Origin of the sequence: Streptomyces sp. NPDC101165, from assembly GCF_044768135.1 — a bacterium.
Taxonomy (GTDB): domain Bacteria; phylum Actinomycetota; class Actinomycetes; order Streptomycetales; family Streptomycetaceae; genus Streptomyces.
In genome coordinates, this window is sequence record NZ_JBIWPG010000001.1 from 271,732 (window position 1) to 286,677 (window position 14,946).

12 protein-coding genes are annotated in these 14,946 nt (G+C 71.7%); 4 read left to right on the forward strand and 8 right to left on the reverse strand.

Going from position 1 to position 14,946, the window contains the following annotated elements; genetic code table 11:
* Positions 1-54: 54 nt before the first annotated feature.
* Together ACIRVH_RS01185 and ACIRVH_RS01190 are read right to left on the reverse strand one after the other, a co-directional pair.
* Positions 55-1,752: a nitrite/sulfite reductase gene (locus ACIRVH_RS01185; RefSeq protein WP_403947200.1), complete on the reverse strand. Its 1,698-nt coding sequence runs from the start codon at positions 1,750-1,752 to the stop codon at positions 55-57.
* Positions 1,753-1,930: 178 nt separating this feature from the next.
* Positions 1,931-2,014 (reverse strand): putative leader peptide, encoded by an 84-nt coding sequence (locus tag ACIRVH_RS01190; protein WP_309486338.1) that lies wholly within the window; start codon positions 2,012-2,014, stop codon positions 1,931-1,933.
* 206 nt (positions 2,015-2,220) lie between these two features.
* On the opposite strand from ACIRVH_RS01190, the gene ACIRVH_RS01195 reads away from it, so the two are divergent.
* A complete protein-coding gene (locus tag ACIRVH_RS01195) occupies positions 2,221-5,232 on the forward strand; it encodes an NACHT domain-containing protein (protein WP_403947201.1) in 3,012 nt (1,003 codons plus the stop codon).
* Here the strand turns inward: ACIRVH_RS01195 and ACIRVH_RS01200 are convergent.
* The 4 genes from ACIRVH_RS01200 to ACIRVH_RS01215 form a co-directional block, all read right to left on the reverse strand.
* Positions 5,148-5,711, reverse strand: a complete 564-nt coding sequence (locus tag ACIRVH_RS01200; RefSeq protein WP_403947202.1) for a GNAT family N-acetyltransferase — start codon at positions 5,709-5,711, stop codon at positions 5,148-5,150. The genes ACIRVH_RS01195 and ACIRVH_RS01200 overlap by 85 nt on opposite strands.
* 56 nt (positions 5,712-5,767) lie before the next feature.
* Positions 5,768-7,102 (reverse strand): hypothetical protein, encoded by a 1,335-nt coding sequence (locus ACIRVH_RS01205; RefSeq protein WP_403947203.1) that lies wholly within the window; start codon positions 7,100-7,102, stop codon positions 5,768-5,770.
* A gap of 162 nt (positions 7,103-7,264) precedes the next feature.
* On the reverse strand, positions 7,265-8,530 hold the full coding sequence (locus tag ACIRVH_RS01210; RefSeq protein WP_403947786.1) for a GAF domain-containing protein: 1,266 nt from the start codon (positions 8,528-8,530) through the stop codon (positions 7,265-7,267).
* Positions 8,531-8,851: 321 nt separating this feature from the next.
* Entirely contained in the window at positions 8,852-10,489 is a 1,638-nt protein-coding gene (locus tag ACIRVH_RS01215) for an acyl-CoA dehydrogenase family protein (RefSeq protein WP_403947204.1), read from the reverse strand.
* Positions 10,490-10,619: 130 nt separating this feature from the next.
* Between ACIRVH_RS01215 and ACIRVH_RS01220 the strand changes: the two genes are divergently transcribed.
* On the forward strand, positions 10,620-11,804 hold the full coding sequence (locus tag ACIRVH_RS01220) for a YihY/virulence factor BrkB family protein (protein WP_403947205.1): 1,185 nt from the start codon (positions 10,620-10,622) through the stop codon (positions 11,802-11,804).
* Positions 11,805-11,831: 27 nt separating this feature from the next.
* Here ACIRVH_RS01220 and ACIRVH_RS01225 read toward each other — a convergent pair whose 3' ends face one another.
* Positions 11,832-12,677: an NmrA family NAD(P)-binding protein gene (locus ACIRVH_RS01225; RefSeq protein ID WP_403947206.1), complete on the reverse strand. Its 846-nt coding sequence runs from the start codon at positions 12,675-12,677 to the stop codon at positions 11,832-11,834.
* An 81-nt stretch (positions 12,678-12,758) separates the two neighbouring features.
* Between ACIRVH_RS01225 and ACIRVH_RS01230 the strand changes: the two genes are divergently transcribed.
* Both ACIRVH_RS01230 and ACIRVH_RS01235 read left to right on the forward strand, forming a co-directional pair.
* Positions 12,759-13,694, forward strand: coding sequence for an AraC family transcriptional regulator (locus tag ACIRVH_RS01230; RefSeq protein WP_403947207.1), 936 nt, complete (start codon positions 12,759-12,761; stop codon positions 13,692-13,694).
* Between the two features lie 10 nt (positions 13,695-13,704).
* Positions 13,705-14,400, forward strand: a complete 696-nt coding sequence (locus tag ACIRVH_RS01235; RefSeq protein ID WP_403947208.1) for a helix-turn-helix domain-containing protein — start codon at positions 13,705-13,707, stop codon at positions 14,398-14,400.
* On the opposite strand, the gene ACIRVH_RS01240 is transcribed toward ACIRVH_RS01235, so the two are convergent.
* Complete coding sequence (locus ACIRVH_RS01240) at positions 14,386-14,784, reverse strand: VOC family protein (RefSeq protein WP_403947209.1); 399 nt, start codon at positions 14,782-14,784, stop codon at positions 14,386-14,388. The genes ACIRVH_RS01235 and ACIRVH_RS01240 overlap by 15 nt on opposite strands.
* Between the last annotated feature and the right edge of the window lie 162 nt (positions 14,785-14,946).

Genomic DNA, 14,946 nt, shown 5'->3' on the forward strand with positions numbered 1-14,946 from the left:
GGGACCCCCATGCCCTCTCGGCACCGGCGCGCCCCTTCGGCTCACTCGCCGACCTCATGACAGAGCCTCTTCGGAAGCGCGCGCAGCCCAGGTGGCGAACCGCTCGCCGTCCTCGCGCTCCGCCTGGTAGCGCTTCAGGACGCGCTCGACGTAGTCGGGCAGTTCCTCCGAAGTGACCTTCAGGCCGCGGACCTTGCGGCCGAAGCTCGCCTCCAGGCCCAGCGCGCCGCCGAGGTGCACCTGGAAGCCCTCGACCTGCCGGCCGTTGTCGTCGAGGACCAGCTGGCCCTTGAGACCGATGTCCGCCACCTGGATACGGGCGCAGGCGTTCGGGCAACCGTTGATGTTGATCGTGATCGGTTCGTCGAACTCCGGGAGGCGGCGCTCCAGTTCGTCGATCAGCGAGACGCCGCGCGCCTTGGTCTCCACGATGGCGAGCTTGCAGAACTCGATGCCGGTGCAGGCCATGGTGCCGCGCCGGAACGCGGACGGGCTGACGCTGAGGTCCAGCGCCTCGAGCCCCGCCACCAGCGACTCGACCTGCGCCTCCTCGACGTCCAGCACGATCATCTTCTGCTCGACGGTGGTACGCACCCGGCCCGAGCCGTGCGCCTCGGCGACGTCGGCGATCTTCGCCAGCGTCGTACCGTCGACGCGTCCGACGCGCGGGGCGAAACCGACGTAGAACCGCCCGTCCTGCTGCCGGTGCACACCGACGTGGTCGCGCCAGCGCTCCACGGGCTGCGCGGGTGCCGGACCGTCGACCAGCTTGCGCTGCAGGTACTCGTCCTCCAGCACCTGCCGGAACTTCTCCGCACCCCAGTCGGCGACCAGGAACTTCAGCCGGGCGCGGGTGCGCAGGCGCCGGTAGCCGTAGTCGCGGAAGATCGAGATGACGCCCTCGTAGACGTCCGGGACCTCGTCCAGCGGCACCCAGGCGCCGAGCCGCACACCGATCTTCGGGTTGGTGGACAGGCCGCCACCGACCCACAGGTCGAAGCCGGGGCCGTGCTCGGGGTGGACCACGCCGACGAACGCGACGTCGTTGATCTCGTGCGCCACGTCCAGCAGCGGCGAGCCGGAGACCGCGGACTTGAACTTGCGGGGCAGGTTCGAGAACGCCTTGTTGCCGACGATCCGGCGGTTGATCTCGTCGAGGGCCGGGGTGCCGTCGATGATCTCGTCCGCGGCGATGCCGGCGACCGGCGAACCGAGGATCACGCGGGGCGTGTCACCGCAGGCCTCGGTGGTGGACAGCCCGACGGCCTCGAGGCGCTCCCAGATCTCCGGGACGTCCTCGATCCGGATCCAGTGGAACTGCACGTTCTGCCGGTCGGTGATGTCCGCGGTGCCCCGCGCGAACTCCTGCGAGATCTCACCGATCACCCGCAGCTGCTCTGTCGACAGCCGCCCGCCGTCGATCCGCACCCGCAGCATGAAGTACTCGTCGTCCAGCTCCTCCGGCTCCAGGATCGCGGTCTTGCCGCCGTCGATCCCGGGCCGACGCTGGGTGTAGAGACCCCACCAGCGCATCCGCCCGCGCAGGTCGTTGGGGTCGATGGAGTCGAAGCCGCGCTTGGAGTAGATCGTCTCAATGCGTGTCCGCACATTGAGACCGTCGTCATCCTTCTTGAACTGCTCGTTGCCGTTGAGCGGGGTGAAGTGCCCCGCGGCCCACTGACCCTCGCCGCGGTGACGGCTCACCTTGCGGCCGGGCGCGGACGCGGCGGGGTTCTGCGGGTTGGCGGCCATGGTTCTACGTCCTTCGGACATCAATGGATTGGGTCGGCGCGCAGCGCCGTCGATGAGCGGCGGCGGTCGGGTGGCGGGCGGGATGCTCTGACCTGCGCATTAGGGCACGCGGGCAGGCGTGCGCGGCTCTGCGCAGGCAGGGATCAGGTGTACGAGGAGATCGGCGGTGCTGGGGCGGTCAGCTCGCCGGACAGATGGCGCTGGACATGCGGCCGAGATCGACGTGCCGCCGACTCACCAAGGCAATTCCAGTTCCAGACATGACGGAAGCGTGTCACGGGGATCTCTGGGCAGTCCACTGTTATCCGCATACTGGACATGCGTGTCTCGAATGGCAAGACACTGTGATGTGGGTCTCGTGCGGAGTGTCAGAACCGGCTCGTGACCTCTGGTCGATCCTGGGACACCCCGACATCTGCGCCCCTATCCTGCCGGTCCGGGGAGTGAGACGGCGAACGGGGGACGGCCGTGGGGGACCAGGTGCGGCAGTGGCTGCCGGCGGTGGGCGCCTTCGTCCTCGGGGTTCTGGTCCTCAAACTCAAGGACTGGCTCAAACGACTGGTGGACAAGGCGGCCGCCGCACTCTACCGCCGCCTGGCCGGCAGCGCCCTGCTCCGCCGGACGGCGCTGCGCCGCTACACGGTCAAGACGCACGAACGGAACCGGAGCTTCTCCGTCTCCTTCCGGCCGGACGAGAACCAGGCCATGGACATGGCGTCCGTCTACGTCCCGCTGCGCACCGCCGCCGGCTTCGGCGCCGAACAGCGAGAGGCCACCGCCTCGCTGCACGAGTCCCGCCAGGCCGTGGTGCTCGGCGTACCCGGCGCGGGCAAGACGATGCTCCTGCGGCACACCGTGCTGGCCTGGGCGCGCGAGCGCTACCGCCCCGACCTGCCCGGGCGCCGCAGGTGGTACGACCCCCGGCGCAGACACCGCGTCGACCTGGGCACGCCGACCGACATCCCGGTACTGCTGTCACTCCACTCCGTCGACCTGGACGCGGGCGACATCACCGAGCACATCGTCGGCCACTTCGCCGAGTGCGACTTCCCGAACGCCCGCAGCTGGGTGGAGCGGGCCCTCGCCGAAGGCCGCCTTGCGGTGTACTTCGACGGCCTGGACGAGGTCCCCACGGCCCAGCGGCCGCGGGTCGCCACCGAGATCAGGCGCTTCATGAAGCTGTACGACCGCTGTCGCGCGGTGGTGACCTGCCGGGTGGCGGTGTACCGGGGAGAGTTCGCGGAGGAAGGCATCCCGGTCCTCCTGGTGGAGGAGTTCGACGACCGCCTGATCCAGCGCTTCCTGCACGGCTGGCCCTGGCCGCGGGGCCTGGCGGCGGACACGGTGGAGCAGCTGCTGGGCGCGCTCCGGGACACACCCCAGCTGATGCCGCTGGCCCGCAACCCGCTGCTCCTGACGATGATCGCCCACCTCTACAGCAACGAGTACGCGGGCACCGACCAGGTCCTGCCCCACAACCGCGCCGACTTCTACAACGAGGTCACGGTCAGCCTGCTGCGGGACCGGGACCGGGACAAGGTGCGCCGCTTCCCGCCGACGCTGAAGCGGGCGGTCCTGCAACAGCTCGCGCTGACCGCGCAGAGCGTGCCCTCGGACGCGTACGACCGCCTGGCGATGCCGTACGAGAAGGTACGGCGGGAGACCGGCACGGTCCTGGAACGCCTGGGCCGTCCCCCGGAGGAGACCGACGACATCCTCACGGAGATCGTCGACCGCAGCGGTCTCCTGCTGGCCATCGACAACGGTGAGCGCTTCCAGTTCGCCCACCTGACCCTCCAGGAGTACCTGGCGGCAACCGCCCTCCAGGCCGACGTCCTGCTGGACCGCTACCGCGGCGACCCCCAGGTCTGGCGCGAGGTCGTCCGCCTGTGGTGCGGAGCCGAGCCCCGCGACTGCACTGCGCTGGTCCGCGAGATCCTCACCGTCGACGCCTTGCTGGCCTTCCAGTGCCTGGCCGACGCCCAGCTGATCGAGGACTCCCTGGCGGACGAGATCATCGCCCACTTCCATGCTCTGCTGGGTGACGAGTCGGCTTCGCTGGAGCAGGAGGCGGTGGTGGCGGCGTTCGGGGTGGTGGCGGCGCAGCGGCGGGCGCGGGGTGCTGCGGTGTTCGAATTGCTGTGTGCGGCGGCTCGAGACACGTTGAGCCCCGCGCGGGCGTACATGGCGTTACGGGCGCTTGCGGCGTCGAACGTGCCGAGGGCGGCGCGGTTCCTGGCGGAGGGGATGGCGGAGCTGCCGGGCGCGGAGGAGGCGCTGGTGGCGATGGGGGATCTTGCCGTGCCCGCGCTGCAGGAGAGGTGGACGAGCGCGCCGGGGCGGGTGGCCCGGGTGCTGTGGCGGGTGCGTACGGAGAAGGCGACGCTCGCACTGTCGAAAGGCCTGATGACCTACGACGCTCCCCATAACGCGGTCGTCGCCACGTTCCTCGCGGATCTACTGCGCGAACCCGGACTCGAAGAAGTGATCCGCGATGCCCGCATCCGGATGGAGTTCGGGACTCTGTTCGATTGGGCGTGGAAGCCCTTCGCACGCCGTGGCGACGACCAGATGACGAGGGCCGTCAGCGTGCTGGCGCACTTCCTGTCCAACGTCGCCCGCGCCCCCCACGCCACCGTGCCCGATGATGTCCGGCCCGACCTCCGGATTCTCGTCCCGCTCGCCCTCGTGGATCCGGACGCCGACTCACCCGTCCCGATCGGAGGCCCCGTCGACCGGTGGACAGGGCTGTTGGCCGACCCGGTGGAGTCGGTCCGGGCAGGGCAGCAGGCCGAGAGACTTGTTGCGCGCGAGATGACGGAGGCGGGCGCACTGCCTCACTGGCGCGGGTGGTTGATCAACCGAATGCCGCCGCAGGAGGCCAGGCGGACACTGGACGTCCTGCTGAATTCCGGCTACCTCACCAAGGCCATGTGGGAACAGTGCACGGACGAGCTGGCCGACCGCAACAAGTCCGAGTGGACCGACGCAAGTTGGTGGGGGCTCTCCCTGTACCTGGCCTCCGGAGTGGGAGCGATTGCAAGGTCCGTCGCCGCACTGTTCGGCTGGCGGCCGTGGAACGTGGCCCCCCACTGGATCGTGCCCACGGCCGGTCTGTCCCAGGTCCTGGGGGGCTTGATCGTGTGCCTGCTGCTTACGGGGTCCATCGAGGATCCGGGGAAGCGCGTCAAGTACGGAGTGTTGGCATGGCTGACGCTCAGTGTGCCCTTCTCCACCGCCTTCGCCCTTTCGGCGTTGCTCGACAATCAAACGGTCGCGGCCGTGGCGATCCTTCTGCTCGTGGTCATGAGCCTGTGCATGCGTCGGCCTTACAACAAGGTGACGGCCAACCTCAGTGATGAGTTGCTGTTCTTCGTCAACACCCTCGCCACCCCCTACGCCCCCGGCCAGAACCCAGGCGTGGCCACCTCCGCCTCCAGCTCCACCTTGGTGTCGAACAGCCTGAACCCCCGCCGCTGATAGTTGTCCATCGCGAACTCCCCGTCCTTGCTGCAGGTATGCAGCCACACCCGCTTCGTCGGCGTCCGCTCCGGCCACCGCTCGGCCAGGTCCCAGGCGCGGGCCGTGCCGTACGACAGCAGGTGGCCGCCGATGCGGCGGCCGCGGAACGCGGGGATCAGGCCGAAGTAGGCGATCTCCACCACGCCGTCGTCCTGCGGGTCCAGCTCGACGTATCCGGCGGGGGTGCCGCGGTCGTAGGCCACCCACGTCTCCACACCGGGTCGGTCCAGGTGTTCCTGCCACCGGGTGTAGTTCCAGCCGAGGCGGTCGGTCCAGCGGATGTCGCCGCCGACCGCGGTGTACAGGAAGCGGCTGAACTCGGGGGAGGGGACCTCGGCGCGGACGATGCGGACGTCGCCGTCGGGGGCGGCGGCCGGCAGGAGATCGGCCGGTGAGGTCTGTTCCAGGGACCAGGTGGTGACAGGGATGCTGCTCATGCGGGCCAGGGAATCATCCCGCCCGGCGGTCTGTCGATCGACCAGGTCACCCCGGGTCAGCCCACCGAACGGTCGAGCACCGCCAGGGGCACCGCGAACAGCATCCGGTCCGAGACGGACCACACCTCGCCCGTCTCCTGCCAGTAGGACAGGGAGCCCGCGGACTCGGCCCAGCAGCGGTGGGAGGAGTCCGAGCTGCAGTGTGCCGCCTTCGCTCCCTTCGCGTCCTGGCGCCACAGCCCGCCGTGCCCGTCCCCGGACCTGGACAGCTGTCCCACATACCAGGACGGACCGGCCGACCCGGCCTGCCGGTACGACAGGACGCCCCGGATCCCGGCCGCCCGGGTCCGGTAGGCCTCGACCGCGTCCACCCGCCCGGCGGCGTCGGTGGCGAGCAGTCCGCTGCGCGCGGGATCCGTGCTGAAGGCGTAGCGCCACAGCCGGGCGTGCCGCTCGCTGCCGGGGGCGGTCCACTCGCCGGCGACCAGGCTGTCGGGCGCGGTGCCGCGGTCCAGGGAGAGGGCCGCGGGGCAGGGCGGGCCGGAGGGGGTGCAGCGGCCGGCGAGGTAGCGGTAGGAGCCGACGGCGGGCATCACGTACTCGTAGCCGTCGGCGGACCAGCCGCCGGGCACCCGGCCGATCGCGGGCGCGTCGACCGTGGTGCGCTGGATGCGGTCGAGGTCGTAGACGTAGAGCGCGTCGGCGCTGCCGGTCGTGGTGGTGACCAGGAGCTTGTCCTGGTACCAGACCATGCCGGAGACGCGGGAGACGAGGCCCCGGTAGTCGCGGCCGCCGTCGACGGGGACCACCAGCAGCACCCAGCGGTAGACGGGGTGGTCGGGGTCGTCGGCATCGACGAAGGCGACCTTGGCGAGGCCCCGCTCGGCGGCGGTCCCGGTGGTGGTGCCGTGGGCCCAGCCGGTGAGGATCGCCCGGTGGGTGCCCCAGACGCCGTCGTCGTCGGCGTCGCCGGAGGTGGTCACCGAGGCCGGGTGCCAGGCGGTGGTGGCGGTGTCGGCCGGGTCCCAGCAGTAGGCGCGGGTGGCGGCCGGGGCGACGGGCAGGGTCGCGTGGTCCTCGGAGGTGCAGTCGCTGTTCGTGTTCAGGGTGCGGTCGGCGCTCTGCAGGACGGTGTCCACGCCGACCGGGCGGCCCATGGACGCAGCGAGCCGGTTCAGTGTGCGGGCCGGCACCAGGTGCTCCTGCAGGCGCAGCGGGGCGGTGTCGGCCTGCGAGGTCAGGGGCTTGAGCGGGCCGGGGTTCTCGGCGACCGTGGCCTGTGAGGCGCTGATCAGCGTGGCGGTCGCGGTGAGTGCGAGTGCGGTTCCGGCGAGGAACGCGCGCACGGCTGCGCCTCGTCTGCGCCGGCGGTGTCTGCCGCGATGTCTCATGTCTCCTCCCGAGCGGGCCAACTGCGCCTGGTGGTCCGTACGTTGACCGAGGAGCAGGTGGGGAGGCCCGTAGGGATGCTACGGCAGCGGCGGGTGTCACAGGGCCAAGACCCGCAAATATGCGGAAGATGCCCGCATCGAACCAGCCTGTCACCCAACGGGTCAGCCGGTCGTCCGGCGTCGTGCCACCGCCGGTGCCGTCGACTGGGGCAGCAGGTCACGGGGGTTGTCGGGCAGGAGCACTTCGATTTCCGTGTTCTCGCAGAAACGATACGGCCGGTGTCGCAGAAGGTCCCCCAGATATCGGCGAATTCTGGACATTTCTGCCCTAACGGTCACCGTTCTGGATGAATCACCGAACAGGTCTTCGGCCAGACCCGCCGCGCCGCGCCCCGAGGGGTGTTCAGCGAGCAGGTAGAGCAACTCGGCGTGCCGGGGACTCAGTTCGCGGGACCAGGAGCCCATCGCCCGGGCCACGGTCACCGAGCTGCGGCCCGGCCGGCTCAGGTCCAGCAGGATCCTGGTGACGCTGGACGGCAGCGGCTCCTCCGCCACCCGCAGCAGCCAGCCCCCGGCCAGCGGCTCCACCGCGCAGGTGCCGAGCGCGGCCAGCCACCGGTGGCCCGGCGTCAGGGACTTGGGCAGCGCCACACGCCGCAGGTATGGCATCCCGGTCACGGTCGCGGTCCAGCCGTTCCGGTCCACCGCCAGGGCCCGCCCGTCCAGCCGGGCCAGCACCGGCGCCGCCACCGCGCGCAGCCGCTCCAGCGAGGTCAGGTGCAGCTCCCGGAGCCGGGCCTCGGCGAGTTTGGCCACCGAGTCCACCCAGGCGAGGGTCGCCGGATGCATGGTCTCCAGCGGGCCGCTCACGTCCACCACCCCGATGAGCCGGCCGTCCCTGGGGTCGGTGATCGGGGCGCCCGTGCACGTCCAGGAGGCGTGCGTGCGGACGAAGTGCTCAGCGGCGAAGACCTGTACGGGCCGCCGTACGACCGCGGGGGTGCCCACGCCGTTGGTGCCGACGACGTCTTCCCGCCAGTCCGCGCCCAGTTCGAAGCCGAGTCCGTCGGCCTTGCGCAGCACCGGCGGGGATCCCTCCCGCCACAGGACACGTCCCTCGGCGTCGGCCACCACCATGATGTGCTGGGCGACGTCGGCGACCGAAAGCAGCCCCTGGCGCAGCACCGGAAGAACGTGTCTGAGCGGTGACTCCTCGCGTCTGCGCCGCACTTCGTCGGCGGGCAGCAGCCGGGATCTGAAGTCGTGGTCGGGGTCGACGCCGCTGCGCAGCATCCGTCCCCAGGACTGCTCGATCACCGGCCGGGGTGCGATCCGCGCACGTTGCCCGGCGAGCGTGGCCTCGCGCATCTCGCTCAGCACCCGCGCCGCCTGCGCCGCGTCCACGGCGGCCAGACGCGCCACGTTCATCGGCGGGTTCGCCACTGGGGTCCTCCCGGAAAGGCCTCGAACACACTTGTCAAGCCGTCCGGGCGGCGGTTTCCGGTCCGACTCTTCCTCCCATACTGCCGTCCGGCGCATGCCGGAGGCACAGAGTCCGCGCACAGTCACCAACAAGTTGCAACCCCTTGCAACCCTGGTGAATGGCACGAGGCTGGCTGAGACTTGACCCGGCGCCGCCTTCGTGCGGCGTTTTGTGGCCTTCAACGGGCCCAGTAGGCGGGGGTGGTGCCGTGTCGGCGCAGCACCACCCCCGTGCCGCATCCCCGGCAAAGGCGCAGGGCGGCGGGGTCAGACCAGCGGCCGGGCCCGTTCCACCACCGAGGCCAGGTCCAGGCTCGTCGGCAGGGTGCCGAAGGCCGCGCCCCGATCACCGCCGAGCCGGGAGGCGCAGAACGCGTCGGCGACCTCCGGCGGCGCGTGCCGCACCAGGAGTGAACCCTGGAGCACCAGTGCGAGGCGCTCGACCAGCCGCCGGGCGCGGCCCTCGACGGCGTCCAGATCCGCGAGTTCGGTGAACAGGTCCTTCACCGCCCGGTCCAGCCGGTGGTCGGCGCCGTGCGCCCTGCCGATCTCGGTGAGACAGGCGTCCAGCGCGCCCGGCTCGCGCTGCAGCGCCCGCAGCACGTCCAGCGCCTGAACGTTTCCGGCGCCCTCCCAGATGGAGTTCAGCGGCGACTCGCGCACCAACCGGGGCAGCCCCGACTCCTCGACGTACCCGTTGCCGCCCAGGCACTCGGCGGCCTCCACCGCCACCGGCGCGCAGCGCTTGGTGATCCAGTACTTGGCGGCCGGCACCGCGAGCCGCAGGAAGGCGCGTTCCTGCTCGCCCCCGTCGTCGTACGCGGCCGCGAGCCGGAGCGTGAGCGCGGTCGCCGCCTCCGACTCCAGCGCGAGGTCGGCCAGCACGTTGCGCATCAGCGGCTTGTCGATCAGCTTCCCGCCGAACGCCTCCCGGTGGGCACAGTGGTGGACGGCCTGCGCCACCGCCTGCCGCATCAGGCCGGCCGAGCCGAGCGCACAGTCCAGCCGGGTCGCCGCCACCATCTCGATGATGGTGCGCACCCCGCGCCCCTCCTCGCCGACCCGGCGTGCCCAGGTGTCGTCGAACTCGACCTCGGCGGAGGCGTTGGACCGGTTGCCCAGCTTGTCCTTGAGCCGCTGGATGAGGAACACGTTGCGGGTGCCGTCGGCGAGGACGCGCGGGACGAGGAAGCAGGTGATCCCGCCGGGAGCCTGGGCCAGCACCAGAAAGCCGTCGGACATGGGCGCCGAGCAGAACCACTTGTGCCCGGTCAGGACGTAGGTCCCTTCCTCGGCGAGCGGCCGGGCCTCGGTGGTGTTCGCCCGTACGTCGCTGCCGCCCTGTTTCTCGGTCATGCCCATGCCGAAGAGGGCGCCGGGCTTCCGTCCGGCGGGCCGCAGCTCACGGTCGTAGATCGTGGACGTCAGCCGCGGCTCCCACTCGGCGGCCAGCGCAGGATCGGCCCGCAGCGCGGGCACGGCCGCGTGGGTCATGGAGAGCGGGCAGCAGTTGCCCGCCTCGACCTGGGTCCAGACGAGGAATCCGGCCGCCCTGCGCACATGCCCGGCAGGGTGCGCCCAGGCGCCGGTCAGCCCCGCCCCGACCCCCTTGCCGAGCAGCCGGTGCCAGGCCGGGTGGAACTCGACCTCGTCGACCCGGTGGCCGTACCGGTCATGTGTGCGCAGCCGCGGCGGATGCTCGTTCGCCTGTACGCCCCACTCCTGCACCTGCGCCGAACCCGAGGCCCGGCCCAGCACGGACAGCTCGGCGCGCACCTCGTCCAGGACCTCGGGATCCGTGTGCCGCTCGACCGCCTCGACGAGGGCCAGGTCGGCGCCGAAGACGTCGTATCCCACCAGCGGAGGGGGCTGGTTCGTCACGGTATGGGTGGAGTTGCCTGCCATGATTGCGAACCTATCCGGGATCACGGCGATACTGGTCTCCAGAGTCGCACAGCACCGCTCGCGGGCGCCTCCGGCCCGTCACCTGCCCCGGAAGGTGAGGGCGATCCCGTACGACGGATACCGTTAGGTCGTGCAGCCAGGAAGTGAAACCCCCGAGCGGCCCGCCGGCCGCCTCCACCGGGCCCGAGTCCTCTACCGGAACGTATCCAAACGCAGGACCGCCTGGCTGCTGCTCAAGGACACCGTCAACTCCTGCATGGAGTACCGCATCCTGGGCCTGGCGGCCGAGGCGGCGTTCTTCACGCTGCTGTCCGTGCCGCCCCTGCTGCTGAGCCTCATCGGCCTCCTCGGCTACGTCGACGCCTGGACCGGCGCCGACACCATCCAGAGCCTGGAGAACAACCTTCTGGAGGCCTCCCGCACGGTCCTGTCCGACAAGGGCGTGAAGGAGATCGCCGAGCCGATCCTGCACGACGTGATGAGGGGCGGCCGGCCGGACGTCATCTCCATCGGCTTCCTGTTCGCCCTGTGGTCGGGCTCCCGCGCGGTGAACGTCTTCATCGACACGATCACGGTCATGTACGGCCTCGACGGCGTCCGCGGCATCGTCAAGACACGCATGATGTCCTTCCTGCTGTTCATCGTGGCGCTGCTGATCGGCTCGGTCGCGCTGCCGCTGATGGTGGCCGGGCCGGACGCGGTGGTGGGGGTCGTGCCGTGGTCGGAGACGGTCGTCCAGGTCCTGTACTGGCCGGTCGTCATCGTCCTGTCCATCGTCTTCCTGACGACGCTGTACCACGTGTCCGTGCCCGTCCGCTCCCCCTGGATCGAGGACGTCCCCGGCGCCCTGGTCGCCCTGGCCATGTGGGTCCTGGGCAGCTTCCTCCTGCGCATCTACCTCACCAACACCATCGAGGGCGCCACGATCTACGGCTCCCTGGCGGCCTCGGTCGCCGTCCTCCTCTGGATCGGTGTGTCGGCCTTCGCCGTGCTCGTCGGCGCCGCGGTGAACGCCGCCATCGACCGGGTCTGGCCGGCCGCCGCCACGGCCGCGGCCCGCGCCGCCAACGAGCGGCTGCGCGAGGCGGAGGTCGTCGAGTACGTCGCCCGCGTCGCCGCCGCCCGCGAGGCCGACCCCGACGACCCCGACATGCCCTCCGAGTTCCCCGAACGCTGGTCCCGCTTCCTCCCCCCGGAGGACGTCACGGCTCGCCTGCGCACCCACGCGAAGAACCCCCACCACCACACCCACAAGAGCCACGAGGTGAAGGGCGCGAACGGAACGAACGGGAGCACACCGCCACACGCCGGGTGACGGACGGACCGCCGGCCGGCACCCGGGTCACGGCTTCCAGGTGCCCGCCGTCACGGTCTCCCGCACGAAGTCGGCGAAGTCCCGCGGCTCGCGGCCCAGGACCTGGCGTACGCCGTCCGACAGGTGGGCGTTGCGGCCGTCGAGGAGGCTCTCGAAGAGGCCGACCAGGAAGTCCACCTCCTCGGGAGGCACTCCGAAGCCGGCCAGTCGCTCGCCGTACTCCCGGGCCGGCACCGTCCGGTACGACAGCTGCCGTCCGGTGGCCGCCGCGATCTCTGCGACCGCCTCGCCGAAGGTCAGCAGCCGTGGCCCCGAGACCTCCACCACCCGTCCGACGTACCGCTCGCTCTCGGTCAGCGCCGCCACGACCACGTCCGCGATGTCCCGCGCGTCGACGAACGGCTCCCGCACCGCCCCGGCCGGGAACACCAGCTCCCCGTACTCCCGCAGCTCCGCCACCAACGGGCCCTCGCTGAAGTTCTGCGCGAACCAGGCAGCCCGTACGACCGTCCAGTCCGCCCCCGACGCCCGCAGCGCCTCCTCCGTGGGCCACGCCTGCTCCTCGCCCCGCGCCGACAGCAGCACCAGCCGCCGCACCCCCAGACCGACGGCCTCACGCGCCAGCCGCCCGACCGTCTCCGCCGCGTCCGGCGCCCCCACGTCCGAGGGGTACACCAGGTAGGCCGCGTCCGCGCCGCTCAGCACCTGCTCCCACGTCGACCGGTCGTGCCAGTCGAAGCCCCGCGCCCGCGAGGCCGCCCGGACCGTCAGCCCGGCCGCCCGCGCGGCTTCGGCGACCCGGCTGCCCGTACGACCGGACGCGCCGGTCACCACCACCGTCGAACTCTGTGTCCCGCCCGTGTTCTGCGTCATGTCCGCCAGTCAACTGCCGCCCCGGCCAAGGGGCCATCGCCGATCGGCTCACCCGCATATGCGCGCGTCTACGCTGGGCCCATGGACGCACTGGCAGGCCTCCTGGACGGCCCCCGCGCGCACGGCGCCTTCATGATCCGCGCGTGCTTCGAGCCGCCCTGGGCGGTCCGCGTGGAGGACCGCGCCCCGCTGACGGTGATGGTCATGGCGCGCGGCGAGGCCTGGGTCACCCCCGACGGCGGCGAGCAGGTCCGGCTGGGCCCCGGCGACCTGGCCATCGCGCGCGGACCCGACCCGTACACCTGTGCCGACACCCCCGGCACCGACCCGCAGGCGCTGATCCTGCCCGGCGGCGAGTGCCGCTACCCCGACGGCAGCTCCCTGAACGGCTCCATGGACCTCGGCGTGCGCACCTGGGGCGACCGCCCGGACGCCCCGACCGTGATGCTGATCGGCACCTACCTGATGCAGGGCGAGATCAGCGGCCGCCTGCTGGACGCCCTGCCCCCGCTGCTCACCCTCCCCGCCGCGGTGTGGCAGTGCCCGCTCACCCCGCTGCTCATGGAGGAGATCGTCCGCGACGAACCCGGCCAGGAGGTGGTCCTGGACCGCCTGCTCGACCTGCTGGTCATCAGCGCGCTGCGGGCCTGGTTCTCCCGCCCCGAGGCGGCCGCACCCGGCTGGTACCAGGCCCTCGGCGACCCGGTCGTCGGCCGCGCCCTGCGCCTGCTCCAGGACGACCCGGCCCACCCCTGGACGGTGTCCTCGCTCGCCGCCAAGGCCGGGGTGTCCCGCGCGGCCCTGGCCCGCCGCTTCACCGAGCTGGTCGGCGAACCCCCGATGGCCTACCTCACCGCCTGGCGCCTCGCCCTGGCCGCCGACCGGCTCCGCGACAGCGAGGACACGCTCGCCGCCATCGCCCGCCGGGTCGGCTACGGCAGCGCCTTCGCCCTGTCCAGCGCCTTCAAGCGGGTGTACGGGGTCAGCCCCCAGGAGCACCGCACCCGCGCGGCGTAGCCTGGCGTACGTGTACGAGGAGCGGCCGTCCCGACTGACCGGCGCGGTGGTGTGGCAGCGCACCCCGGAGCGCCTGGAGGACCTGAGGGGTGTTCGCCCGGTACTGCCCGACGGCTGCATGGACCTGCTGTTCAGCGAGGGCCGGCTGCTGGTCGCCGGACCCGACACGCGCCCGTACGTCCCCGCGGGCCCGCCCCGCGCCTGGGCGGGCATCCGCTTCTACCCCGGCACCGCGCCCGCCCTGCTCGGCGTACCGGCCCACGAACTACGTGACGCCCGCGTCGAGTTGACGGACCTGTGGCCCGCCGCCCGGGTACGACGACTGCGCCACCGGATCGAGGTGGCGCCCGACCCGGTGACGGCCCTGGAGGACATCGCCCTGGGCCGGGCCGCACAGGCGGCACCCCCCGACCCGCTTCTGCGCCGCCTGGTGGAGTGCCTGGACGCGGGCCGCCCGGTGGCGGCGACGGCCGGCGAACTCGGCATCGGCGCCCGTCAGTTGCACCGCCGCTGCCTGACCGCGTTCGGCTACGGCCCCAAGACCCTGGCCCGTGTCCTGCGCCTGCAGCGCGCCGTGGCCCTCGCCCGCTCCGGCGTCCCGTACGCCGAGACGGCGGCCCGCGCCGGATACGCGGACCAGCCCCATCTCGCCCGGGACGTACGCCAGTTGGCCGGCATGCCGCTCGGAGAGCTACTCGGCGGGTAGCGGCGCGAACAGGTCGACGCCGTTGCCGTCGGGGTCGTGCACGGTGGCGTACCGCTGCCCCCAGAAGGCGTCCCACGGCTTCAGCTCCCCGTGGTACCCGGCGCCCACCAGATCCTCGTACACGGTGTCGACCTCGGCCGGTGAGCCGCACCGGAAGGCCAGCCCGACCCGGCCCCCGCCGGCGGGCGGCCGCCACCCGGAGTGGAACGAGCGGACGGTCTCCTCGGTGTCCAGCGCGAGCACCAGCCCACCGGGCAGTTCGGCCTCGACATGCGGCTGGTTCTCGGCCCCTTCGGGGAAGACCAGCCCGAGGCGACGGTAGAACGCGAGCGAGGCGGCCAGGTCGGAGGCCACCACGCCGATCACGGCGAATCGTGGAGTCATGGGTTCACCGTAGGCAGGGACCGGGCGCCGGGTCTTGAAGGAATCGGACACGGCGGCAGCGGCGGATAAGCGGTTGCCCCCGTCTCCTCCGGTCGGAATGATCCATCCGTTCGGTTCCATCGTGGGGGAGTGGCTGTTGGCCGACGTGTTCGTGTGTGATCG